This window comes from Methylosinus sp. R-45379, from assembly GCF_001644125.1.
Classification (GTDB): domain Bacteria; phylum Pseudomonadota; class Alphaproteobacteria; order Rhizobiales; family Beijerinckiaceae; genus Methylosinus.
Genome location: NZ_LUUM01000223.1, coordinates 1 through 23,900 on the forward strand (window position 1 = coordinate 1; position 23,900 = coordinate 23,900).

19 protein-coding genes are annotated in these 23,900 nt (G+C 65.1%); 4 read left to right on the forward strand and 15 right to left on the reverse strand.

Translation table 11 applies throughout. The features are described from left to right. Positions 1–249: 249 nt before the first annotated feature. Positions 250–2,433 (reverse strand): TonB-dependent receptor, encoded by a 2,184-nt coding sequence (locus A1351_RS09305; RefSeq protein WP_064032847.1) that lies wholly within the window; start codon positions 2,431–2,433, stop codon positions 250–252. A gap of 202 nt (positions 2,434–2,635) precedes the next feature. On the opposite strand from A1351_RS09305, the gene ykgO reads away from it, so the two are divergent. Then, positions 2,636–2,761, forward strand: a complete 126-nt coding sequence (ykgO, locus tag A1351_RS09310) for a type B 50S ribosomal protein L36 (RefSeq protein WP_024878816.1) — start codon at positions 2,636–2,638, stop codon at positions 2,759–2,761. A 64-nt stretch (positions 2,762–2,825) separates the two neighbouring features. Here ykgO and A1351_RS09315 read toward each other — a convergent pair whose 3' ends face one another. Then, positions 2,826–3,758 (reverse strand): histone deacetylase family protein, encoded by a 933-nt coding sequence (locus tag A1351_RS09315; protein WP_064032848.1) that lies wholly within the window; start codon positions 3,756–3,758, stop codon positions 2,826–2,828. A gap of 241 nt (positions 3,759–3,999) precedes the next feature. Here A1351_RS09315 and A1351_RS09320 point away from each other — a divergent pair, with 241 nt between their 5' ends. Further along, on the forward strand, positions 4,000–4,614 hold the full coding sequence (locus tag A1351_RS09320) for a L,D-transpeptidase (RefSeq protein WP_024878818.1): 615 nt from the start codon (positions 4,000–4,002) through the stop codon (positions 4,612–4,614). Positions 4,615–4,661: 47 nt separating this feature from the next. Here the strand turns inward: A1351_RS09320 and ribB are convergent, their stop codons facing one another. The 13 genes from ribB to A1351_RS09385 all read right to left on the reverse strand — a co-directional run bounded on the left by ribB (position 4,662) and on the right by A1351_RS09385 (position 18,459). Next, complete coding sequence (ribB, locus tag A1351_RS09325; protein WP_024878819.1) at positions 4,662–5,741, reverse strand: 3,4-dihydroxy-2-butanone-4-phosphate synthase; 1,080 nt, start codon at positions 5,739–5,741, stop codon at positions 4,662–4,664. Between the two features lie 275 nt (positions 5,742–6,016). Next, positions 6,017–7,048: an aromatic/alkene monooxygenase hydroxylase FAD-binding subunit MmoC gene (mmoC, locus tag A1351_RS09330; RefSeq protein ID WP_026597832.1), complete on the reverse strand. Its 1,032-nt coding sequence runs from the start codon at positions 7,046–7,048 to the stop codon at positions 6,017–6,019. A gap of 16 nt (positions 7,049–7,064) precedes the next feature. Further along, positions 7,065–7,400, reverse strand: coding sequence for a soluble methane monooxygenase-binding protein MmoD (gene mmoD, locus A1351_RS09335; RefSeq protein ID WP_024878821.1), 336 nt, complete (start codon positions 7,398–7,400; stop codon positions 7,065–7,067). Positions 7,401–7,479: 79 nt separating this feature from the next. Continuing rightward, on the reverse strand, positions 7,480–7,989 hold the full coding sequence (gene mmoZ, locus A1351_RS09340) for an aromatic/alkene monooxygenase hydroxylase subunit gamma (RefSeq protein ID WP_024878822.1): 510 nt from the start codon (positions 7,987–7,989) through the stop codon (positions 7,480–7,482). Between the two features lie 25 nt (positions 7,990–8,014). After that, positions 8,015–8,431, reverse strand: a complete 417-nt coding sequence (gene mmoB, locus A1351_RS09345) for a methane monooxygenase regulator MmoB (protein WP_064032849.1) — start codon at positions 8,429–8,431, stop codon at positions 8,015–8,017. Positions 8,432–8,444: 13 nt separating this feature from the next. Further along, positions 8,445–9,632 (reverse strand): aromatic/alkene monooxygenase hydroxylase subunit beta, encoded by a 1,188-nt coding sequence (gene mmoY / locus A1351_RS09350; protein ID WP_024878824.1) that lies wholly within the window; start codon positions 9,630–9,632, stop codon positions 8,445–8,447. A 136-nt stretch (positions 9,633–9,768) separates the two neighbouring features. After that, positions 9,769–11,349, reverse strand: coding sequence for an aromatic/alkene monooxygenase hydroxylase subunit alpha (gene mmoX / locus A1351_RS09355; protein ID WP_024878825.1), 1,581 nt, complete (start codon positions 11,347–11,349; stop codon positions 9,769–9,771). A gap of 362 nt (positions 11,350–11,711) precedes the next feature. After that, entirely contained in the window at positions 11,712–13,394 is a 1,683-nt protein-coding gene (locus tag A1351_RS09360) for a molecular chaperone GroEL (protein ID WP_064032850.1), read from the reverse strand. 55 nt (positions 13,395–13,449) lie between these two features. After that, positions 13,450–13,785, reverse strand: a complete 336-nt coding sequence (locus A1351_RS09365; RefSeq protein WP_024878828.1) for a hypothetical protein — start codon at positions 13,783–13,785, stop codon at positions 13,450–13,452. 4 nt (positions 13,786–13,789) lie between these two features. Further along, the gene (locus A1351_RS09370) at positions 13,790–15,865 is read right to left on the reverse strand and encodes a sigma-54-dependent Fis family transcriptional regulator (RefSeq protein ID WP_245291626.1); all 2,076 of its coding nucleotides are present in this window, start codon (positions 15,863–15,865) and stop codon (positions 13,790–13,792) included. Between the two features lie 143 nt (positions 15,866–16,008). Continuing rightward, on the reverse strand, positions 16,009–16,551 hold the full coding sequence (locus A1351_RS09375; RefSeq protein WP_026597835.1) for a DUF1097 domain-containing protein: 543 nt from the start codon (positions 16,549–16,551) through the stop codon (positions 16,009–16,011). Between the two features lie 107 nt (positions 16,552–16,658). Next, positions 16,659–17,000, reverse strand: coding sequence for a DUF2946 family protein (locus A1351_RS09380; RefSeq protein ID WP_024878831.1), 342 nt, complete (start codon positions 16,998–17,000; stop codon positions 16,659–16,661). A 133-nt stretch (positions 17,001–17,133) separates the two neighbouring features. Further along, entirely contained in the window at positions 17,134–18,459 is a 1,326-nt protein-coding gene (locus A1351_RS09385; protein ID WP_064032851.1) for an SCO family protein, read from the reverse strand. A 399-nt stretch (positions 18,460–18,858) separates the two neighbouring features. On the opposite strand from A1351_RS09385, the gene A1351_RS25300 reads away from it, so the two are divergent. Beyond that, the gene (locus A1351_RS25300; protein WP_024878833.1) at positions 18,859–19,314 is read left to right on the forward strand and encodes a copper chaperone PCu(A)C; all 456 of its coding nucleotides are present in this window, start codon (positions 18,859–18,861) and stop codon (positions 19,312–19,314) included. Positions 19,315–19,798: 484 nt separating this feature from the next. After that, positions 19,799–23,887, forward strand: coding sequence for a Pls/PosA family non-ribosomal peptide synthetase (locus A1351_RS09395; protein ID WP_064032852.1), 4,089 nt, complete (start codon positions 19,799–19,801; stop codon positions 23,885–23,887). Positions 23,888–23,900: the final 13 nt, after the last annotated feature.

Consider the following 23,900-nt stretch of genomic DNA (forward strand, 5'->3'; position numbering starts at 1 on the left):
CGGGCTCGCCGCGAGCGCCATCGTCGTCGCCAGAGCGAGAATGTTCCGCTTGTTCATGGCTGTCTCCTTTCGCTCGGGCATTCGCTTTCGTCGACGCCGAGGTCCGAGCGAGCGCAAGAGTGAAGAGACGGCTTACAGTAGGAAGGCCGTATCGGCTGGGAAGAAGGAAAGCGAAAAATTTGTCCGCGAGGTCGCGCAGCTCTCGCCTCCGCGCCGAGACCTCGCGAGCAGAGTTCGAGAGAGCGCCGGCTAGAACACGAAATTCGCGAACAGCCGCACATTGGCGCCGGGCATCGGAACCTCGTCCTTCTTATAGGAGACGCTGTTGCGTATGTCGGCGTTCAGAAGATTGTCGCCGACGATTCCGACGCTCATCTCGCGCGCGGGGAACTCGCCCTTGGGCAGCGTGACCCTATAGCTGATCTCGGCTTTCAGCAGATTATAGCCCTTGGTCGGCGTCTCGGCGATCGTCGCTACGTTGTTTTGCGCGAAAGCGTGCAGATAGCTGACGCGCGCCAGCCAATTGGAGTCGCGCCAGAAAACGCCGCCGCCCGCGCGCACGGGCGGAATGCGCGGCACATTGGTCCCATCCGAGAAAGTCGCGCGCACCACATCGAATTTATTTTCGACGCCGAGGATTCCGCCGGCGATCTGCAGCGCGTCCCATTGGCTCTGGAATTCGCCGCCGCGGAAATTGGCGTCGCGCTGCGAATAGAGCGCCTGATTGAGCGGGCCGCCGGCGCCGGCCGGCGAGCAGCTGTCGAAATCATCCGCGCAAGTCTCGCCGGAGAGGCGGCGATAGATGAAGCCGTCGAAATGCGTGTAGAAAAACGTCGCCTCGAAGCGGAAAGGCCCTTTGGCGCGGCGCAGGCCGACCTCCACCGTGTTCGCCGCTTCTATTCCGAGCAGCGGATTGCCGATGTCGAAAGTTCCCGTCGCGTCATGGACGCCGTGCGAGAACAATTCCGGCCCCCGCGGCGCGCGCTCGACATGCTGCGCCGTCACGCTCCCGACCGTGTCGAAAGGCAGATCGTGCAGCAGGCCGACGGCGATGCTCTTGGGCGTGAAATGCCGATCATATTGGAAGGAGGTCGTCGGATCGAGGAAGAGATCGGGCGTCTGGCCCGTCGCCTCGACGCTCTCGATGCGGCCGGCGACCTGCAGGCGCAGCGCTTGGGTGAGCTGGAATTCGTTGAACAGATAGAAGGCGATGCTGTGCGAGTCGGTGGGATCGAACAGATTGCCGCCGGCGCCGGGCGCGGTGAGCCGCTGATGCGCGCCCTGCACGCCGAATGCGGTGGTGAGCTTGGCGAAGCGCAGATCGAAGGGCGCGAGCTGCGCCTCGATCCGCGCCTCCTGCTCCTGATTGGTGAAGGTCTGCTGTATGCCCTCGGCGCCGCCCTCGAGGCCGATTTCGTGATGATTGTAATCGCTCGCGCCGGCCCAGAGGCGAATGGCCTCGATGAAGGAGGCGGGCGGGCGATATTCGCCTTTCACCGCCACTTTCGTCTGCCGCAGCTGGATGCGCGTGCGGCTCTCCGTCGAATCCATGCCGGGGATGCGATAGACGCTCTCGAATTGCGTGACCGAGGCGCCGAAAAAGCCGCGATCGAAGATGTAGGAGCCGCCGGCCGACCAGCCGCCGGAGCGCATGAAGGAATTGGGCTGGCGTCCGAAGACCAGCGGCGCCGGATCGGTCGGCGCGAGATAAGGGTAGGAGGGAATTGCGTAATTGCTCGTGCGGCGGCCGTGGGCGTCGGCGTGCAGAGCAAAATTGCCCTGGCCGACGTCGACCAGCGCCGCCTGCTCCAGCCCGGCGTCGACCGTCGAGACCGCGCTGCGCGTTTCCAGCCGCGTGCAGGGGCCGGGGAGAGTCTCGTCGCCGCGGCAGGGCAGGGCCTCGGGAATGCGGTTGTTGGTGGCGTTGACCACGCCGCCGATCGCCTGCGAGCCCCAGCGTAATGTGGCCGGGCCGCGCACCACCTCGACGCGATCGGCGCCGAGCGGATCGAGCGGCACGCCATGATCCTCGCCGAGCTCGGAGACGCCGCTGGAGCCGAGGCCGTTCTCTTGAATGCGGACGCGATGCGCGTCGAGGCCGCGCACGATCGGCCGGCTGGCGGCGCCGGGCGCGAAGCTGGAGCCGGTGATTCCCGGCTTGTCGAAGAGGAGATCGCCGAGCGTCGCGCCGCCGGAGCGGCGAATCTCGTCCGAATCGACGACCGTCACAGTGGCGAATTGATCCGCGACTATGGGGAGAACGCCGCGCGTCTCTGGCGCGGCGGGCTGGGCCGTCGCCGGCGCGCGTCGAATCGGGCTCGGCGCGGCGATGTCGATCTCGGGCAGCGCCTCCTGCGCGCCCGCCGGGCCGGAGCCGAGCGCCGCCAAGAGAATTCCGCCCGATAGAGTGAGGCGGATAGAAGAGTTTTCCATGTATCTCGTCCCCGAGAGCATATGTTATAACATAACGTCGATAATGCGCCGGGAGCTCGGCCATTGTCAATCTGCTGCGCTGCGGCGCGCGACGAATAGGCGCGGAGGGCTTGATCGCGGAGCCGAAATCGGGCATAGGCTGCGCCCACGAGGCGCTGGGCGGTGATCCCGGCTACATGTAATTTTGCCCGGGGATCGACCGATGAAAGTCCGCAATTCGCTGAAGTCTCTACGTGCGCGTCACCGCGACAACCAGCTCGTGCGCCGCAAAGGCCGCGTCTATGTCATCAATAAGGTGCAGAAGCGCTTCAAGGCCCGCCAGGGCTGACGAACCGCCCGCTTCGCCCTGAATTTACCGACGCGTCGCCCTCGAGCGGCGCGTTTTTCGTTTCTCAGGCGCCCATCAGCGCCAGAATATGCGCCGCCGCCGAGCGGCCGAGCGCCGTGAGGTCGTAGCCGCCCTCGAGCAGAGAGACGACGCGCCCATCGGCGCTACGTAGCGAGGCGTCGATGATGCGCTTGGTCGCCTCGCTATAGTCGCGCTCGGTAAAGCGCAGGCCGCCGAGCGGATCGTCCCTGTGGCCGTCGAAGCCGGCCGAGATCAGCACCAGATCGGGCGCGAAATCTTTGAGCCGCGGCAGGATGCGCGTCGTCAGCGCCTCGACGAAATCATCGCCCGTCGCCCCCGCGAAGAGCGGGGCGTTGACGATCTGGTCGAACTCGCCGGTCTCGCTCGTCGCCCCCGTGCCGGGATAATAAGGCGCCTGATGGGTGGAGCAGAACAGAACGTGCCGATCCGCCCAGAACACTTCCTGCGTCCCATTGCCGTGATGAACGTCGAAATCGACGATGGCGACGCGCTCCGCGGCATGGGCGGCGATCGCATGGCGCGCGGCGATGGCGACATTGTTGAAAATGCAGAAGCCCATGGGCGTGGTCGGCCCGGCGTGATGGCCGGGCGGGCGCACGCAGACGAAGGCGCTGTCCGCCGCCCCTTTCATCACCTCGTCCACGGCCGCGGTCGCGCCGCCGGCCGCATGAAACGCCGCCTCGAGCGAATCGGGACACATCAGCGTGTCGGGATCGAGCGCGACGAGCCCCTCGCGCGGCGCGGCTTTCTCGATCGCGCGCAAATGGCTCTCGGGATGGACGCGCAGCAGGGCGGCGCGCTGAGCGGCGGGCGCCGAGACGCGGATGAGATGCTGGAACCGCTCGGCCTCGAGCTCGCGCTCTATGGCGCGCAGCCGCTCGGGCTGCTCGGGATGGCCCGCGCCCATATTATGCGCGAGGCCGCTCTCATGTGTGAAGAACAGGGTCCTCGTCATGGCCAGCCGCTCTCGACTCTCGCTAAAGAAGTCGCCCTGCCAAAGAAGTCGAGGCCCTTGTAGCACGCCGCCGCGCCGGGAGGGCGCCGGAAAAATTCTCAAAAAAGCGCATCGGACCGTCCGCCGCCGTTGCGTTGCGGCAACAGGTCGGGAATTATTGCGAACCGATGTTTCCGTTCAGTAAGTTTATGGTAAGCAAATTCCTAAATAGATGCTTCGGGCGTTGAGAAAGGGCGCGTTCATGGATTCGAGGCAGGGTTTCGTCGCGGTCGTTCTCGCTGTCTCGCTCGCTGGCTGTAACGCCGCGTTCGGGCCGCGCTTGCCGGATCCGCAGCTCAGCGGACGCGACGCACAATTCATGGCTCTGGTGCCCACGGCGGATGTCGGCGCGGCCTATGAGCGATATCTCGTGGACTTCAAGACGAGCGAGGCGCCGGGGTCCATCGTCGTCGATACGAAGAATAAATTCCTCTATCTCGTGGAGGCGAACGGCAAGGCGATCCGCTATGGCGTCGCCACCGGGCAGGAAGCCTATGGCTGGACCGGCCGCGCTGTGATCGGCGGCATGCAGGAATGGCCGCGCTGGATTCCGCCCAAGGACATGCTGGAGCGCTGGCCGCATCTGCAGCCGACGGCGGACGCCGGCGGCCTGCCCGGCGGCCCGGACAATCCGCTCGGAGCCCGCGCTCTCTATCTCTTCGAGAATGGCAAGGACACGCTCTACCGCATTCACGGCACCAATGAGCCGGAGAAGATCGGCCAGAGCGTCTCCTCCGGCTGCATCCGCATGCGCGACATAGACGCGATCGACCTCTACAGCCGCGTCAAGGTCGGCGCGAATGTCGTGGTGATCTGAGGGCTTTCTTCTCCCTCTCCCCGCGAGCGGGGAGAGGGGTTTTTCCGTCAGTCCAACGGCTCCACCGCCACGATCTCTATTCCAAAGCCCGAGAGGCCCACATAGGTGCGCGGCTTGGGCTTAGAGGTGCGCAAGCGGATCGAGGTGACGCCCAGATCCTTCAAAATCTGCGCGCCGAGGCCGACGTCCAGCCATTGCGCCGTGCGCGCCTCCTCCGAGCTGCTGTCCGAGACGACCGGATTGACCGGAACGCCGGCGGCGCCGTCGCGCAGATAGACCAGCACGCCGCGTCCTTCCGCCGCGAAACGCTCCATGGTGCGGCGGATCGCATCCGCGCCGCCGAACACGTCGGCGATGATATCGGCGCGATGCAGCCGCGCCGGCACGCCTTTGCCGTCGCCGATCTGCCCGACGACGAAGGCGAAATGCTGCACCGGATCGAAGGCGCTGACATAGGCGTAGCAGGTGGCCTCGCCGGCGAAGGTTTTGACCGGAAAGCTGGCGACGCGCTCCACCAGCTTCTCGCGCGCCTGTCGATGGGCGATGAGATCGGCGGTGGAGATCATCTTCAGCCCATGGGCCGCGGCGAAATCGACGATCTGCTTGCCGGCCATCACCGTGCCGTCGTCATTGGCGAGCTCGCAAATGACGCCCACTGGCGGCAGGCCGGCGAGACGGCAGAGATCGACGGCCGCCTCCGTATGGCCGGAGCGCATCAGCACGCCGCCGTCCTTGGCGATGAGCGGGAAGACATGGCCGGGCCGCACGAAATCATGCGGGCCGCGATTGCCATTGGCGAGCGCGCGCACCGTGTTGCAGCGCTGCTCGGCGGAAATGCCAGTGGTGAGCCCCTCGCGCGCGTCCACGCTGACGGTGAAGGCGGTGCCGAGCGGCGCGTCATTGGCGGCGACCATGGGCGCGAGATGCAGCCGCCGCGCCTCCTCCAGCGTCAGCGGCGCGCAGACGATGCCGCAGCAATGGCGGATGATGAAGGCCATTTTTTCAGGCGTGCAGAGCGAGGCGGCGATGATGAGGTCGCCCTCGTTCTCGCGATCGTCGTCATCGGTGACGACGACGATCTCGCCGCGCCCGATCGCCTCTATGGCCTCGGTGACGGAATGGGACAAGACGGGCTCCGCTGTTCCCGGCGCATTGGGCCGGCGCGGCTGTTCTACTCCCGCGCCCCAGCGGATTCAAACTCTAGCGCGCTTTCCGATCGAACGATTTCGTTCGATCGATCAGAATTCGCGCCCAACGAAAGAAGCTAGAGCGCCATCTGATCCAATTGGATCGGATGGCGCTCTGGCGAGCGCGAACAAAAAACTGCCCGAGTCGCCCCGGGCAGAAAAGTCGGGAGCCCCGCCCGGCGAGCGCGGCCGAGCGAAGATCGTTCGGCCGCGGCTCAGCCGCTCGCCAGGAATTTCTCGAGATAGACCTGCTCCTTGGGCACGCCCGCCGTCGCCGCGGCGTCGAAGGCCGCCTCGATCATGCCGGGCGGGCCGCACAGATAAATGTCCGGCTTGCCGCGCAGCTTCTCGAGCTCGGCGCGCATGAGATCGATGACCGTTCCCTTGGCGACGCCATTCGCCTCGCTCGCATTGACGACCGCGACCTGCACATCGAGGCTCGGCATGGCGTTCTGCAGCGCTTTGAGCTCCTCGACATAGAAGAGCTCCTCATAATTGGTGACGCCGAAGAACAAGGTCGCCGGTTGCTGGTCGCTCTCCTTCTTCAGCTGCCGGATCATCGACAGCACCGGCGACAGTCCCGTGCCGCCGGCGACGAAGAAGCGCGGCCGCTCGCTCTTGTGCAGCATGAAGGAGCCCGCCGGTCCGCGCAGCGCGACGCGCAGGCCGACCTTGGCCTGCGTCTGCAGGAATTTCGAGAAGGCGCCGTCCGGCAGCAGGCGAATGAAGAATTCGAGCCGACCATCTTCCGCGACCGAAGCCATGGAATAGGAGCGGCGCGTGTGCGTGCCCGGGATTTCTATGTCGACGAATTGCCCGGGCGCAAAGTTCAGCGCGATCGGCGCCGCGCCATCGGCGGTCAAAGGCTGCAGCACGAGCCGCACGACATTGGACGACACGCGATCGCATTCGACGATCTCGGCCAGCCAATTGGTCTGGATCGCCTCGAAGGAGATGCGATCATAGGTGTAAGGCACGATCAGATGCAGATCGCTGCGCGGGAAGGTGCGGCACAGAAGAACCTTGCCGTCCTCCTCCTCGTCCGGCGGCAGCGCCTGCACCTTGACGTCGATGAGCTCGTAATCGCCATCCGTGCAATCGGCCTTGCAGGTCGCGCAGCCGCCCGCGCGGCAGGAAGAAAGAAGAATCACGCTTTGACGAAGCCCTGCCGAAATGACGTCCTCGCTCGGTCCGCATTCGAAGGAGCAGGTTTCTCCGTCCTCTGTCTCGATGACGATCTGATACATACGTCTTCCGCCCTTGCTACTCTGGCTGCGCCAGCTCGTTTTTCGTTGTCTCGTTGCGATCATCGATCGGGATCGGCGTGCCGAGCGACTGCAGCAGACGCTTGATCTCCGCGCTATTGTCGCCGGGACGGGCCGCCGCCTCGTCCTGCCGCTGGAAGAAGCGGAGCACATGGGAGACCGCCTCACGCGCCGAATCCAACGACAGCGAGCAGCCTTCCTGGACGAACTCGCCGTCGCGCAAAATCTCCCAGCGCCACATGTAATCGAGGTCCATCGTATAGGCGGCGTAGCGTGAATCTGCGTGAATCAGAATCCGCTGCTCTTCCGCCGCTTGTTCCGCGCACTGCGCCATGGCCTTCTCTCCCTTGTCGCGAAGGCGTTCGGGCGGAGGGCCGCCCGAACGTTCGATCTCTGCTTTGTGAAGGAGGCCGTCAGGCCTGCAGATGCAGGACCTTGACGCCGCGCTCCTTGCGCAGACCCTCGAGAGGAGTCGCGTAATAGTCGGTGTTGCGCAGCTCCATGAGAATGGTGCCGAGCGCCGCATCGGTGCGCAGGAACACATTCACCGGCAGAACCGGCGGCTTGTAGAGCTGGCGGAACTCGACATGAATGCGCTCCGCCGCATATTTGCTCTCGGCGGCCTTCATCTTGGCGATCCAGGTCGCTTCCACCGCAGCGGCGTCCTCGCCGGTCGTCGCCTTGGTGACGAGATCCGCGACGGAGAGCTTCTCGGTCTTGAGCACCGAGAGACGCTCCTCGATCTTGCGCTCGATATATTGATAATCGACGTCGAGATCGTAGCTCTTGCGGAACGGCGAGGAATTGGCGACGCGGAAGTCCTGAATGAACTTCGTCGCCTGGTCCACACTGTTCAGCTTGGCGATCTTTCCTTCCCACTCGGTGCGAGTGGAGTTCTCGTGGATCGGTTCTCTCTTCGCCATTGTGGCAATCCTTATCGTCAGCCGATCAAATATCGGTCAGGGCGCGATCGAGGCCCATGAGCTCCGAGGTGATGGTGAATTTCGTGCCGAGCGTGTAGGCGCGGCCGACGGTCGACGACACATTGATGAGAAGGTCGTAGACCGAGAACGGCTTGCCGAGCAGTTCGCCGGCTTCCGCCGCGTCGATCTCGATCGCGCCATCGGCCTTGATCCACCAGAAGCCCGCCTTGTCCTCGACGACGATCGACGGATTCTTCGCCTTGCCGCCTTTGAGGATGATATCCTCGATGATGGCGTCGATCTCGTCGCTCTTCATCAGCACCAGAACCACGGCGTTGGACTCGTGGACGACCTGATTCTCCTCGGCGAAGAACTCGTCCGCGAAGGCCTTGCCGGACTTCTGCATGATGCCGGCGTTGTAATTGTTATGTGCGCTGGACATAGGTGCGTTTCCTTTAGTTCTTGTAGCCGGCGAGAACGGCGTCGACCTTCTGGTCCACGTCGATCTTGAAGCCGATCTTGTCGGCGTAATCGACCTTCCAATCGCCGAAGACGCGCTGCAGCGCTTCCGAGACGCCCGCGCGATCCGTCGCGCCCGCGACCTTCTCGACCTTGGCGTAGATGCCGACGAAATCCTTCAGCGCCGTGACGGAACGCGCGAGATAATGCTCGGTCCAGGCGTTGAGGAAGGTGCGGTTATGCGCGCCGAACTCCGGATCATTCGCCAGGCTGTAGACGAAGAGATCTTCGATCGCTCCGCGCGTGATCTGGAAATAGGTCTGCGACTGCGCCGTGAAGAAGGGCGTCAGCGTGTCGCCATAGACCGTCGCCAGTCGCTGGAAGAACTCGCGACGGGCGAACTGGCCGAAGGTCGCGTCATAGACGGCGTGACCCGCCCAGAGGATCTCGTTCCAATCCTGAATGCCCTGCCAGATCTCTTCCACCGCGCCGCGCGCGCCGGCGTAGATCGGATCGGTGGTCCAGATCTTCTTCGGCACGTCCGTCGAAGCGTCGAAGCCGGGCACGAGCTTGGCGATGAACAGACGCTCCATCTGGATCATCTGCGCATTGTCCACCTTGTCGAGAGCCGCGAAGATGGCCGACTGGCGGATCGTGTCCGAGAGCGAGTCGCGGCCGACCGACGAATGGGCGTTGAACAGGCCATATTCGTTGTAGAGCAGCGCGCCGTAATATTTGTTGAGGATCTCATCGCGCCAATAAGCGTCGACGGTGCGGATCGAGCCCTCGGAAGAATAAGCCGCCAGGAAGCGCTGCGTGTAGCGCGCCTCTTCCGACTTGTCCTTCACATAAGGAGCGTGCCAGCGACGGGCCGGATCGCGATGGCGATACCAGTCGGTCGTGCGCAGCTCGGTGCTCTCATTGCCCCAGGACGGACGGCCGCCGTGGAACTTCTGAGTCCAATCGCCCCAATCGAGGCCGCCGGCGATCCAGTCAGGATTGGGCTGCGCATAGCAGGACAGCTGCTCATATTCCGACAGGCGCTTCCAGCGCGGCTGGATGAAGTAGTGATATTTGCGCTGCGTGTCGAGCGCGTGATCCGGAATCGCGGCGGCGATGATCGCGGCGCGTTCCGGGTCGGTGAGACCTCGCTTCGTAACCTGAGAGCTCTGAGGCTGTGACATTTCAGACGTCCTCCACCTAAGGGATTTTTCGTGGTTCGTGCTTGTCGACGGACGCACGTCGCCCGCCGAGGACCCGGCGCGCGCGAAGCGCGCCGGGAGCCCGTTACAATTCGACGCGAGAGGCGCCGATTGCAGATCAGAATTTGGCGAGCGGATCGGGGAAGACGCAGCCCGCGCGCTTGATGTCCTCGAGCGTCCAGAGGTTGTCGCCGCGCACGTGAGGCTGGGCGATCAGCGTCTTGCCGTCGGAGCGAACGCCATGACCCTCGGCGATCACCTCGGACAATTCGCGGCCCTCATACTGCTCGAAGATGCTGTGGCACTCGTAGCGCTCCGGCTCCGACAGCCACATACGCTCACCCCAATCATCCGTGAGCGAATGCTTCTTGCCGTTGTACTCGTGCACGCGCAGCGAGCCGGAGCCCTTGGCGAGCGACGGAATGAACGGCACCTGCGAGACGCGGTCGATGTAGACGTCGTGACCGTTCTGCAGCAGCCAGGCGTAGGGGATGAACCCGCTCTTGGGATCCTCGTAGCCGAGCTTCTTCCACTCATTGTAGATCTTGCCGTAGTGATCGGCCCAACCCGGGTAGTTCGCCTCGAACCACTCCTGATCCTCCTCGTCCGGCAGAGCCAGACGCGCGAAGCCGAGCGGCCACAGCGCGTAAGCAGCGAGGGCGAGATCGTGATGGGCCCAATAGGCGTCCGTCTTGGCGTCGCGCAGCGAGCGGGGGCTCTCCACGCCATACTTGCCGAGGCGACCGATCCAGATTCCACCCCAATCCTCGTAGACCCAACGGTTCCAGGTCTTCACCCACGGCTCGACCTTGAACTTGGAGCCATACTCGAACAGATAGCCGAGAGCAGGCGTGAAATACTTCTGCTGCGTCCAGAAGGCGTTGTTCAGATCGGTGTTGAGATATTTCGCCGCCGCCGGATCATTGGCGATGGACACCACCGTCTGATAGCCGTTCGCCATATGGCGCAGCTCGTCGGTCTCCACCGACAGGAAGACCGTCGGCGTGATCTCGTCGCCATTGGCCGAGGCCCATTCGGTGACGGCGACGATCAGCGGATTGGTGAAGCAGGCTTCGCCGACCAGCTGCAGATTGACCGAGCATTCCACGGCGTCGCCGGAGATGAAGCCGTCGGCGAAGACGCGCTTCATGCCCTTCCACAGCGGGCCGATCGCGCGGGTGCGACGGGCGTCATTGTGGCCGGCCGGATCGTGATAATGCTTGGAGTAATAGTGGTTGATGAAAGCGCACTGATGCGTGTGACGAATTTCGTCGAGCACCTGAGCGAGATAGCCGTTCTTCTGCTCGGCGGCGGTGGCGCTGTCCCACAGCATGGCCGAAGCGGCGATGGCGTTATACTCGCCGACCTCGAGGAAGTTCGAGATCACCTTCATGGTCTCGCCCCAGCGGGGATGCACCTTGTTGCCGGCGCCGAGACGGGTCAGACCATCGAGCAGAGTGCCGAACTGGCGCTCGTCCTTGGCCGCCTCCATGCGGGCGTATTCCTTGGCGATGACCTTGAACTGCTCCTTGGTCTGGTTCGCCATGTGATATTTGGTGGCGTATTTGGTGCGGTTTTCCTTGAAGTCCCAGTTGAAGCTCTGCAGCCACTTGTGAACCTCCTGCGGCTCGACGCCGACCGGAGCGCGGTTGACCTTCAGAGCATCGGTCGCCGCTTTTGTCGCGAGACTGATCGCCATGCTTTTCCTCCTCACAGACTTTTTGTTTCTCGGATTCGCCGCCTTATTGACGGTCGACAAATCCGAATGTGTGCGCCGCTTTCCAAACTTTCGAAGTGGAAAATGTCGATGTCGTCGGCAATTCATCTATTGCGAAAGCGACGACATTTATTGTTATGGCAAGCCCTGTGCCACTGATGGTGATTTTGCTGAATCGTAGCGTTTGCAAGGGATTCGAAAGGATCGTGAAAGTCATATGACGTGAGCGCGGCGATATTCGAAGGCGTCGCTCGATACAGCTGTCAAATTAGCATACGCACGAATTTCATCGCCTGTTTCGATCGCCGCGATCGTTAAAGAGATCGCGGCGATCGAGCGCGCATTCAGGCGCGCGGATCTTCGCGCGTTTCGGCTGCGCGGCGCGCATCGAATCCGAATGTCGGATCGCTCACCGGAATATGAGTCACAGCGCATTCCACCGTCATCAGCGACGCCGCTGTCGCGACTGCATTGCGCAATGCGAGACGCGTGACGCGCACGGGATCGATGACGCCTGCGGCGAAGAGATCGCCGCAGGCGCCGCTGCGCATATCCATTCCCCAGAAATCATCATTGGATCGCCGCAGCTCGAACAAGAATTCATCGGCGTCGACGCCGGCGTTCGCCGCTATGCGCCTGATCGGCTCGTCGAGCGCCGCGCGTACGATGGCGACGCCGTGGCTCTGATCGAGATTTTCACCACGCAGCTCTGCGAGAGCGGCGCGCGCGCGATAGAGCCCGACGCCGCCGCCGGCGACGACGCCATCGCTTTGCGCGGCGCGCGCGGAATTGAGCGCGTTCTCGATTCTCTGCATGCGCTCCTTGATGAGAACGTCGGACAAGCCGCCGGCGCGTATCGTCGCCATCCTGCCCGACAAGGCTTTTATGCGCGTCTGTAGATTTTCCAGCTCGTGACGCTTGCCGCTCGGCGAGCCTTTGGAGGCGTCGCCTTCGACGATCCAATCGGCCTGACGTTTCGCCGAGGCGAGACGATCGGCGATGACGTTCGGATCGCCTTCGCCGCCGATGACGAGCGTGTCGTCCTCGCGCACGACGACGCGTCGCGCGCGGCCGAGATGCTCCATCGTGACATTGGAAATATCTTCGCCGAAGGCTTCCATGATCGCGCGGCCGCCGGTGATCGCGGCGAGATCGAGAAGATATTCATAGCGGCTGTCGCCATAGCCCGGCCCCTTCACGGCGATGGAGCAGAGATTCTTGCGAATGTGATTGAGCAAGAGTCCGGGAAGCGCTTCCTCCATTATGTTTTCGGCGACGACGAGCAGGCTGCCGCCGCTTCGACGCACCAGCTCCAGCGCAGGCACCAGCTCGGAAAATTCGTTGATGACGCGATCATAGACGAGAATGTAAGGGTTCTCGAGCTCGGCGACTTTGCGCGCGCTGTCGGTCATGAAATAGGGCGAGCGATAGCCCTGTTCCCAACGCATGCCTTCGACGGATTCGATGTCGTCGGCGACGCCATGGCCGAGCTCGACATCGACGACGCCGCCTTCGCCCGCGAGCGCTAGCGCCTGCGCGACGATCGCGCCTATGCCTTCATCGCCGCCGGCGGCGAGCGTCGCGACATGGGCGAGCGAACGCTGATCGTTGCAACGCCGCGCGCGGCGCAGGAGATCGGCCTCGACAGCGCGCGCGGCGCGCTCCATGCCAATGGTAATGTCACGCGGATTCATGCCGGCGGCGAGCGCTTTGCGCGTTTCGGCGGCGACGCGGCGCGTCAGCACGACAGAGGTCGTCGTTCCATCGCCGGCCTCTTTGGCGACAGTCGTCGCCATTTGACGCACGAGATTTATGCCGACGCTCTCCGTGCGTCCGGCGGCTTCCACCGCTTGCGCCACAGTGGCGCCGTCCTTGGTCGCGACCGGCGGCAGGCCGGAGGCGCGATGCTCGATGACGACATTGCGGCCGCAGGGGCCGAGCGTCACGCCGACAGCGTCGGCGAGAAAGTCGACTCCATCGAGCAGGCGCTTGCGAACGGGGTCGCCGAAGCGAATATTTCTGGCCACGACTCTGATCCTCCACTGGTGCGGCGCTCCGCCGCGGCGCCGCGCGCGTTTCCTTTTATTTTTTGTTCGGCTTGTCGAAAACCGTTATGTCTATGTCCTCGCGCCCGGCGTTGAGCGTCATGGCGCTGCGTCCCGCCGCCACGCGGCGCGCGCGATTGCGCTCGATGCGTATCCACACGGAGATCAAGCGGCGATCGTCGAAATCGAGCGTGCGCCGTATTTCCTCTATGTCGACAGGCTCGAACTCACGGCGCAGATAGGCTTGCAGCTCCTGCGCGCGCTCGTCGCCGACGACCTCCTGCAGACGCTCGGCCTCCTGCTCGAGCTCGCGCATGGAAGCGTCGAGCGCGCGCGCCGTTTCTTCTAAAAATGCGCGATCTTCCGGTTTCATCGCGTCACCTCTTGCAGACGATTCGCCGATCGCTTCGCAGGCCGTAGCGCGCCATCTTGTGGTAGAGCGTCGCTCTCGTGATGCCGAGGCTGCGCGCGGCTTTGGCGATATTGCCCTTTGCGGAGGCGAGCGCGTGCCGCACGGCGCGCGCCTCCCAATCGGAGAGGTCGAATCCCGCCTCGCTTTCGACGGCTTCGTCGATGATCGCGGCGGGCGGCGGCGCGCCGCCGACGTTGCGATTGTCGAAGTCGAGCTCTTGAATGAAGTCGATCGGAAGATCGTCGATCTCTATGAGCGGTCCCTTGGCGACGGCGATGCTGGAGCGCAGCACATTGCGCGCCTCGCGTATGTTTCCGGGCCATGGATGCTTGAAGAAAATGCGCCACACCTCATCGCAGAAGCGCAGCTCCTCGGGGGCGGCCAGCGCCTCGCGCTCGAGACGGAACAGCTGCGCCAATAGCCCGAGCCGATCGGGCCGCTCGCGCAGTGGCGGCAGCCACAGCTGCACGCCATTGAGCCGATAATAGAGATCGCGACGAAACGTCCCCTTCTGCACCATCTCCTGCAGGCTGCGATTGGTGGCGGCGACGACGCGCACATCGACGCGGATCGGCTTGCTGGAGCCGATCGGCACCACCTCGCTCGAATCGAGGACGCGCAGCAGCGTCGCTTGCAGATCGGCGGCCATGTCGCCGATCTCGTCGAGGAACAATATGCCCTTGTCCGCCTCGACGAATTTGCCGGCCTTGCCCTTGGCGCGCGCGCCGGTGAAGCTGCCGCCCTCATAGCCGAACAATTCGCTCTCGATCAGCTCGCGCGGAATGGCGGCGCAATTTATGGCGACGAGCGGGCGCTCCTTGCGCGGACCGCCGGCGTGCAGGCGGCGCACGAGATGATCCTTGCCGACGCCGGACTCGCCGGTGATGAGGATCGGGATATTGCGTTCCTGCAAGCCGGAGGCTTTGCGCAGCGCCGCCTCCAGCACATTGTCGCTCCAATCGGCTCGAGCCTCCGGCGCGCGCGGCGCGGCGTCGGCGCGGTCGGGCGCGCGGCGCGGCGATGTCGAATAGCTCTCACGCTTGGGACAGCGATGCGCTTCGGCGAAGACTGAAAATTGGTTGCGCGGATCGGCGAGCGGAATGAGGCGCGCGCTCTCATGCGCTGCGACCAGCGCGGGCAGATCGACGCCGAGCGCGGTCGCCGCGTGTTGGCCGATGAGCGCGGGATGGTCGGAGCGAAGCGTCTCGACGCCGGCGCGATCGACGCCGCGAACGAGTCCGTCGGCGCTGATGAAGATGCGGCCCTCGTCGGCGAAGCGCGGCTCCGCGTCGCGGGTCGCGCGCAGGCGCAGCAAATAGCCGTCGGAGGCGATGCGGTCGAAGAGGCTCGCCTCCAGCAGAAGGCGGGCGATCTCGAGAAAGCCGAGGGCGAGCTTGGCGGCGTCGCGACGGTCGGAGACCATGCCGAGGATCGCGCAGAGGCTGCCGTCGGGCGCCGTGATGGGGCAGCCGGCGGTGGCGAAGCGATGCAGCGCGCCGTTGAAATGCTCCTTGCCGTCGAAGGCGATCGGCGTGCGCAAGAGGCTCGCCGTGCCGACGCCGTTATTGCCGAGGCTGGCCTCGCTCCAATCGGCGCCGATGCGCGCCATTTGCGCGGCGCCGGACGTTATGCGCGAGCCCGAGTCGAGCAGCTGCACGAGGGCGCCGGCGGGATCGGCGAGCAGCAGCGCGACATTGGTCTCGTCGAGCAGCGCGCGCAGCTCGTAGACGAGCGCCGAAAGCCGGCCGGCGACGCCGCCGACCGAATTGCGCCAAGCGTCGAGCTCCGTCGCGTCGCGATCGTCGCGGCGTTGGCGCGGGGCGAATTCTGCGCCGGGGGGCAAAGCGTGGTCGTCCACGCAGCGCGCCCAGGCCTCGGCGACCTGTGGGCGCACCCAATCGGCGCCGGCGGGGGCTTGCCCCGTCTGCTTCATCCAATCCCAGGCGACGCCGGGACGGTCGACTCCATAGAAGCCGGTCTCCTCGGCGCTGCGCATCTCTATGACAGAGGCGGCGGCATGGCCGAGCAAGGGGGATCTCATCGCCATATCGCTCAAAAGCGATCCTCCCGAATTTTTTTGCGTGTCAGGGCATGGCGCGTCGTGCCGACGTGTCCGCTCATGCGAGGGCGCTCGCTCGCGCTGCGCGCGGGCGAGCATTCGACGTCGCGCTTCTGGCGGCGTGGTCAGCCGCGCGCGGCGGAGGGCGCTTTCTGGCCGGGCAGAGGCAGCTTCGACAGCGCTTCGGCGAGCTGCTCCGCCGCATAGCCGAGGATCGCGCCGGCGATCAGCGACAGGGCCGCCAGCAGAGCGGGATTGGTCGGAGCGAGCGCGGCGAGCTCGTCGGCGCGCGTCGTCGCCAGCAGCGTCGCATAGGCGGCGAGCGAGACGGGCCATTCGGCGAGCGCCGGCAGCTTGGCGGAGAGCACGAGAGCAACGAGCGTGACCGCCACAGCGATCGCCGTCCATGCCGGGGCGCCGATCGCCTCGCCATAGGGAAGATGGTTGGCGGCGAGAAGCGCCACAGCGGCGAGAGCGACGCCGAGCAGATTATACGGGACCGATTTTTTCAGCCCTTCGAGCTTGCCGCCCAAATGCGCGTAGCCGGCCCAGCCGATGAGCGCGGCGAAGAGCTGCGCGCCATAGGGAGCGGCGGGACCGAGAGCCAGAAAAGCGGCGATACCGCCGAGAGCGCCGACGCTCACGGCCCTGAAATATGCGATGCTCATGACAATAGCCTCCAGCTGCGCGCGCGATCGTATGATCGGCGCAGTTCGCGTGAATCCCTCGACGGCGCTTTGCCGCCATCGATCTTCAAAAAGGAGAGTGGGGGAGTTCAGGCGAGAGGCGCTGGAGGCGCGCGTGGAAACAGAGGCCGCAGCTCGGGCGCGGCGGCGACCGCGTCGATGACATAGATCGGCGCCGGCGTGTCGGAAGATATTTCGAGCGGGAGGATAACGACGAGGACGATCTCGCGCTCGACATCTATCGCCGAGCTGCAATGAAGAATGCAGCAAGGGCCGATATGATGATTCTCGCTCGGAGCGGTATCGCTTTTGGCTGCGTCGGCCTTGAAGGACGCGCAGACCACGCCGGAGGATTGCGCGCTATTGGCGGTCGCTCCCGAGGCGAAGCCGACGCCGACGGTCTGCAGTAGGAACAGCAGCGCCGCGACCATGCCGAGGGTCGCTCGCTCGACTCTGGAATGTGTCCGGCCCGGGATTTTCAAGGCAAATGCTCTGAAGCGTTCGGAACGCGCAAAGTGTTCTGAGGCGTTCGGAACGCAAAGGTACGAGCGGCGCAGGAAAGCGTCAAGCGACGCTCCTTGTCGCGCATGCGGCATGTTGTCGCGAGCCTCGCGCAAGCTTTCGTTCACGCTGAATGATGCGGCGGGAGCGGCCGCGCCGCTGCGGAGCGCTTTGGCGGCGAATGAAATCTTTCAGCGTTTTCGCGGCTTCGTCGCCGCGCTCGGTGAAGGAGGCGACGCTGGACATGAGGCCGTCGCGATCGACGAGATAGACGAGCGTCGTGTGATCGATCGTGTAATCGCCGCCCTCCAGCGGCGCCTTGCGGCGATAGACGCGAAACGCCTGCGCCGCGCGGTCTGTCTCCTCCGGTCCGCCGCGCAAGGCGGTGATGCGTCGCGGGAAGGAGGAGACGAAATCGGCGAGAGTCTCGCGTGTGTCGCGTTCGGGATCGAGCGTCGCGAAGAGAATGTCGAAGCCGGCGCCGGAAGGGTCCGCCTCATTGGCCGCGCGCGCGACCTCGAGCATGGTGGTCGGGCAGACTTCTGGACATCGCGTGAAGCCGAAGAAAATGGCGTAGGGCCGTCCGAGCAACGTCTTTTCATCGACGATATCGCCATTGGTCGCGGTGAGACGGAAGGACGGCGCATAGGCGCGCGCCGGGGCTTCGTTGCGATGCGGGGCGACGCGCGGCGCCGCGGCGCTCGCGAGAACGATGACGGCTGCCGTCGCGATCCACCATCGCCGCGAGCGCAGAGCGGCGGGAATGCGCCTTTCGCCGCCCGGCGCGGCGCGGACGCTCGCCGGGCGGCTGGGACGAGCGGAGCTCTCGGGCGGGATGGAGACCGAGACGCCGCTCGAGCGGCGCGAGCCGCGTCGGCGAATGAAACGACGAAAGCGCGCCGCGAGCCGCATGCCGGCGCCGGGCGCGCGGCGCAGCGCCTCTGCGAATGTGGTGCGGATGCGCGGCTCGACCGCCATGCCGCGCAGGCCGGCGGCGAGGCTCTCGACGGCGCTCTCCTTTTCCGCCGGCGTCGAATGACGCCCGATCTCGAGCCGGCGTCCCGCCGTGGTGATCTCGACATGCGTGCAGCGACGCGCGCGATCGAGGCGCCGCTCTATGACCAGCTCCTCCGCTTTGATGCGTCGCTGATCGACGAGCCGGCCGCGACTGTAATGCGCGACGCGGACGACGCCATTCTCGATCGTCACGCGCTCGATGATCTCGCCGCGCTCGGCCGGCGCGCTTCCGAGGACGAGGCGGCAAAAAGCCGCGAGGCCGTTCGCCGCGTCGATCGCGAGCCGAGCGAGCCTGTGCGGCGCGACGACGGTCGTCGCGGCTTCGACGTCGGGAGAGGCGGATCGCGGCGTCATCGGCGCGTTCTTCGTCACGCAAGGCGCTCCATCTCGCGGCTGCGGGCGCCGCGTCGTCTTATCGAAAACAGCAATTGCGCATATAGGTCAACGTGAAGGCGAATGTTGCGCATGCGACCGGACGTCGCGTGCAGAAAGTGAACGGACATGCGTTCGATCGTGATCGTCGCGATGCGCGCGAAATCGATACGACTGTGCAGCGGTCATTTCGCGGATTCGCGCGCAGACTCGCCGCGCGCGCGTATTTCGCGCTATGTGTGGCGGCTCTGGTGTCTCTCGCAGCGCTGGCGCAAAAGTTGCGCACGGGGCGCCGAGGGGCAAGTTCAACGATCGGCTCGAGACATGATCATCGGCTCGCCGCGGCGGCGCGACCTTTCGACCTCCAAGCGATTCCGGACGTTCAAGCGATTCCGGACGTTGCGGAGGCATTGCGCTCTATGGGCGCTCTCGCTTCCGCTGGCTCTTTTCGCGACGGCCACGCTGGCGGCGCCGGCCGCGGCCGCGATAGAGGTGGAGCGCGCCTGGTGCGCGACGCCGCCCAAAGGGGTGAAGATCGGCGCCTGCTATCTGGCCTTGCGCAATGAGGGCAAGACGGAGGACCGGCTGCTGGGCGTGGAGGCGGACGCCGCCGCTCGCGTCGAGATGCATGTGACGAAGATCGCCGATGGCGTCGGGCGCATGCGCCCGCTCGCGGACGGCGTCGCTCTGCCGGCCGAGTCGGTCGTCGATTTCCACGAGAAGGGCTATCACCTTATGCTGGTGGATCTGCGCGGTCCGCTCGCGGAAGGCGAGACCGTGCGCGGCACGCTGCGTTTTGAGCGCGCCGGCGCGCAGCCCGTCCTCTTTCATGTCGAGCGGCCGGGCGCGCCTTGATTTCGCCGGGGCGGCGTAGGATTGCGACGCACCGTCCGGCGGAGGCCGGGATGGTCGAATCGCGAGGCGCCCCTATTTCCACTCATGGTGAGGATCGCGGGGCGAGGACCCGGCGGAGGCGGCCGGCCGAAGCGGCCGGCTTTGCCGCGCCCAGTCCCCGCGCTGATCGAGGCCGCCGGTTTGCTCGAGAGCCGTCTGCATGGAAATTGATGAAAATCGAAGTTCTCGCCGTCGTGGCGCGCGGAGGAGGGGCTCAGCCCATTTCTCGCCGAGACGTAAATGGCTGTTCGCCGAGGCGATCTCTTATTGTAACCAGTCCGTCATGAATATGACGCAGAAAGGCCCGTCGTTCGCTCGGCCGGTCTTTTCGGCAACAAATTCCCTCCCATAGTGGGTTCATCCCGCATTCAGCCTGGATGCGGGATAGGATCGTCCTTCGCTCTCATGCTAGATGAGCGCGGATTTCCCGCGGATATGTCACGCGATGAATGAGTTGAACCCCAGTTTCGCCAATAGCGCGCCCCTCGACGGCGCGCCGATCGCCGAGGAAGCGGCCCGGACCGGGGCCGTGCTGCGCGGTCCGGCCATGCCGCATCTGCAGCGCGATGAGCTGCTCTGCGAGATTTTCGCCGCCCGCGTCGTCGCCAGCCCCAATGCGCTGGCCATGGCGACCTTGGAGCGGCGCTTCACCTATCGAGAGGTCGATGCGGAAGCCGCGGCCATCGCCTGTGGCCTCGCAGCGCGCGAGATCGGGCCGGGCGACGTCGTCGGCCTGTGGGGCGCGCGTGGGCCGGAGCTGCTGATCGCGCAGATCGCCATCGCCAAGACGGGCGCCGCCTGGCTGCCCTTCGACGCCGACGCTCCGGTCGACCGCATCGCCGTCTGCCTCGCCGACGCCGGCGCCAAGGCGCTCCTGACCTCCGCCGCTTTCGCCGGCAAGGCCGCCCCCGTGGTTTCGGTGGAGACGCTGATCGACGCCGAGATCGCGGTCGCGGGGGGCGTCTGCCCCGATCCGCGCGCCCTCGGCGCCACGGGCGATCATCCGGCCTATCTCATCTACACCTCCGGCTCGACGGGAACGCCCAAGGGCATTGTCGTCACGGCGCGCAACATCTGCCATTATCTGCGCTCGGCCAATGAGATCTACCAAATCTCGGCCTCCGATGTGGTGTTCCAGGGCGCTTCCGTCGCCTTCGACCTCTCCATGGAGGAGATCTGGATTCCCTATCTCGCCGGCGCGTCGCTCTTCGTCGCCACGCCGCAGATCATCGGCGAGACCGAGGCGCTGCCCGATATTCTGGAGGAAGCCGGCGTCACCGTGCTCGACACTGTGCCGACGCTGCTCGCCGCCATGCCGCGCGATGTCGCGACGCTGAAGAAGATCGTGCTCGGCGGCGAGGCCTGCCCGCCTTCGGTGGCGGAACGCTGGACGCGCATCGGCCGCACCATCTTCAACAGCTACGGCCCCACGGAGGCGACCGTGGTCGCCACCGTCTCCGAGGTCTGGCCCAATGAGACGGTGACGATCGGCAAGCCGATCCCCAATTACAGCTGCTATGTCGTCGATGAAAATCTGGCGCTGCTGTCGCCGGGCGTCGAGGGCGAGCTGCTGATCGGCGGGCCGGGCGTCGCCAAGGGCTATTTGCGGCGCGACGAGCTGACGGCCGAGAAGTTCATCGCCAATCCTTTCCCCTCGGACGGCTCCGATCCGATCCTCTATCGCTCCGGCGACGCGGTGATTCTGGACGAGAATGGCGATCTGCATTTTCGCGGCCGCATCGACGATCAGGTGAAGATCAGAGGCTTCCGCGTCGAGCTGGGCGAGATCGAGTCCGCGCTCACGCGCCTCGACCATATACGTCAGGCGGCCGTCGTTCTGCGCAATGAGAATGGGCTGGACGAGCTCGTCGCCTTTCTTGTCGGCGCGACGGCCGTGTCGCCGGACCCGCGCGACCTGCGCGCCAAGCTGCGCGAGTTTCTGCCTTCCTATATGGTTCCGGGCCGGTTCGAGGTCGTGACCTCGCTGCCGCGGCTCTCCTCCGGCAAGGTGGACCGCAAGGCGCTGAAGCGGGCGCCGCTGACCGCCCCGCTGATCGACACAGAGGCGCAGGAGGAGCCGCGCACTCAGACCGAGGCCGCGCTGCTCGACGCCGCCAAGCGCGTGCTGCCGCCCGGCGCCATTCCCTTCGACGCGGATTTCTTCACCGATCTCGGCGGCCATTCGCTGCTCGCCGCGCGTTTCGTTTCCGTGGTGCGCGAGACGGCGCATCTCGCCTCGATCACGCTGCAGGACCTCTATTCCGAGCGCAATCTTCGCGCCCTCGCCGCGCATCTCGACGGCAAGGCGGCGCTCGCCGGGCCGCCGCGTGATCTTTCCTTCACGCCGCCGCCGCTGCTGCGGCGCTTCCTCTGCGGCCTCGCCCAGGCCGCGGCGCTGCCCTTCATCCTCGCCTTCGTCACCTCGCAGTGGCTCGGCGTCTTCGTCTCCTATCAGCTGCTCACCTCGCCGGACGCGAATATCCTCGAGGAGGTGGCGGCGCTGCTCGGCGTCTATATGTGCGTCAACATCGCCACTGTGGCGGTGTCGATCCTCGGCAAATGGCTGGTCATCGGCCGCACCAAGCCGGGGCGCTACCCGCTATGGGGCGTCTATTATTATCGCTGGTGGCTGGCGCAGCGGCTCATGGGCCTCACCCACGCCAAATGGTTCCAGTGCTCGCCCTTGATGCGCCTCTATCTTTCCGCGCTCGGCGCCAAGATCGGCGAGGACGCCATCATCGGCGAATTGGACGTCGGCGCGATCGATCTCGTCAGCATTGGCGATGGCGCGAGCCTCGGCTCCAAGCTGAAGCTCGCCAACGCCCGCGTCGTCGGCAATGAGCTGATCATCGGGACGATCGACATTGGCGCCGACGCCTATGTCGGCACTTCCTGCGTCATCGAGGAGAATGTCGTCATCGGCGAGGGCGGCGCGCTCGAGGATTTGACCTCGGTTCCCGCCGGCTCGCATATCGGCGCCTATGAGATTTGGGACGGCTCGCCGGCGCGCTACAAGGGCGATGTCGACGCCCGCACGCTCGATCCGCAATCGACGGCCTCCACGCCGCAACGGCTCGCCATGGGCTTTATGTTCACCGTGCTGGTGCTGGCGCTGCCGCCGCTCGGCCTGCTGCCGATCTTCCCGGCCTTCTGGGTGTTCGACCGTTTCGACAATTGGCTCGGCATAACGGATGTCGATCACGCCCTCTATCTCGCCGCCATCCCGCTCTTCGCCTGGCCGACGGCTTTCGTGCTGGTGCTCGTCACCGTGGCCTTCATCGTGGCCTTCCGCTGGATCGTGCTGCCGCGGGTCTCGGAGGGGACCTATTCGGTGTGGTCCGGCTTCTATCTGCGCAAATGGGCGGTGGCGCTGGCCACCGAGGTGACGCTGGAGACGCTCTCCTCGCTCTTCGCCACGCTCTATATGCGGACCTGGTACCGGCTGATGGGCGCCAAGATCGGCAAGGATTCGGAGATTTCGACCAATCTCTCCGGCCGCTATGATCTCGTCGAGATCGGCGAGAAATGCTTCATCGCCGATGAGGTGGTGCTCGGCGACGAGGATATGCGCCGCGGCTGGATGTATCTGAAGAAGGTGAAGACCGGCGCGCGCGTCTTCGTCGGCAATGACGCCGTGGTGCCGCCGGGCTCCGAGATTCCTAATGGCGCGCTGATCGGCATCAAATCCAAGCCGCCGGCCAATAGCGAACTCTCCGAGGGCGACACCTGGTTCGGCTCGCCGCCGATGAAGCTGCCGGTGCGCCAGACTTTCGACGGCGGCGGCGCCGCCTGGACCTATCAGCCGCCCTTCTGGAAAAAAGCGGCGCGCGCGGCCTATGAGGCGGTGAACGTCTCGCTGCCGACCATGCTGTTCATCACTTTCGGCACATGGGCGGTGGAGAGCTTCGGCCAGAAGCTCATCGATGGCGATTATTGGTCGGTGTTCTGGCTGTTCGTGCTGTCATCGACGCTCATCTCGCTCGGCATGACGCTGGTCGTGGTGGCGGTGAAATGGCTGACCATGGGGCGCTATGAGCCGCAGGTGAAGCCCATGTGGTCCTTCTGGGCCATGCGCACAGAGGCCTGCGCCGTGCTCTATTGGGGCCTCGCTGGCAAAATATTGCTCGAGCATTTGCGCGGCACGCCCTTCCTGCCCTGGATGCTGCGCCTGTTCGGCTCGAAATTCGGCAAGGGCGTGTTCATGGACATGACCGACATCACCGAATTCGACTGCGTGAGCGTCGGCGATTATGCGGCGCTCAATCAGGTCGCGGCGCTGCAGACGCATCTCTATGAGGACCGGGTGATGAAGGTCGGCCGCGTCGAGATCGGCCGCGGCGTGACCGTCGGCGCCGGCTCCACCGTGCTCTACGACACCCATGTCGGCGATTTCGCGCGGCTCGGCCCGCTGACCGTGGTGATGAAGGGCGAGAAGATTCCGGCGCATTCTGAGTGGATCGGCGCGCCGGCCGAGCCGGCCGAGACGGCGCAAGTCGTCGCCGCGCCGGAGCGCGCGGCCAGCAAAGCGGCGTGATGCTCATAAAGCG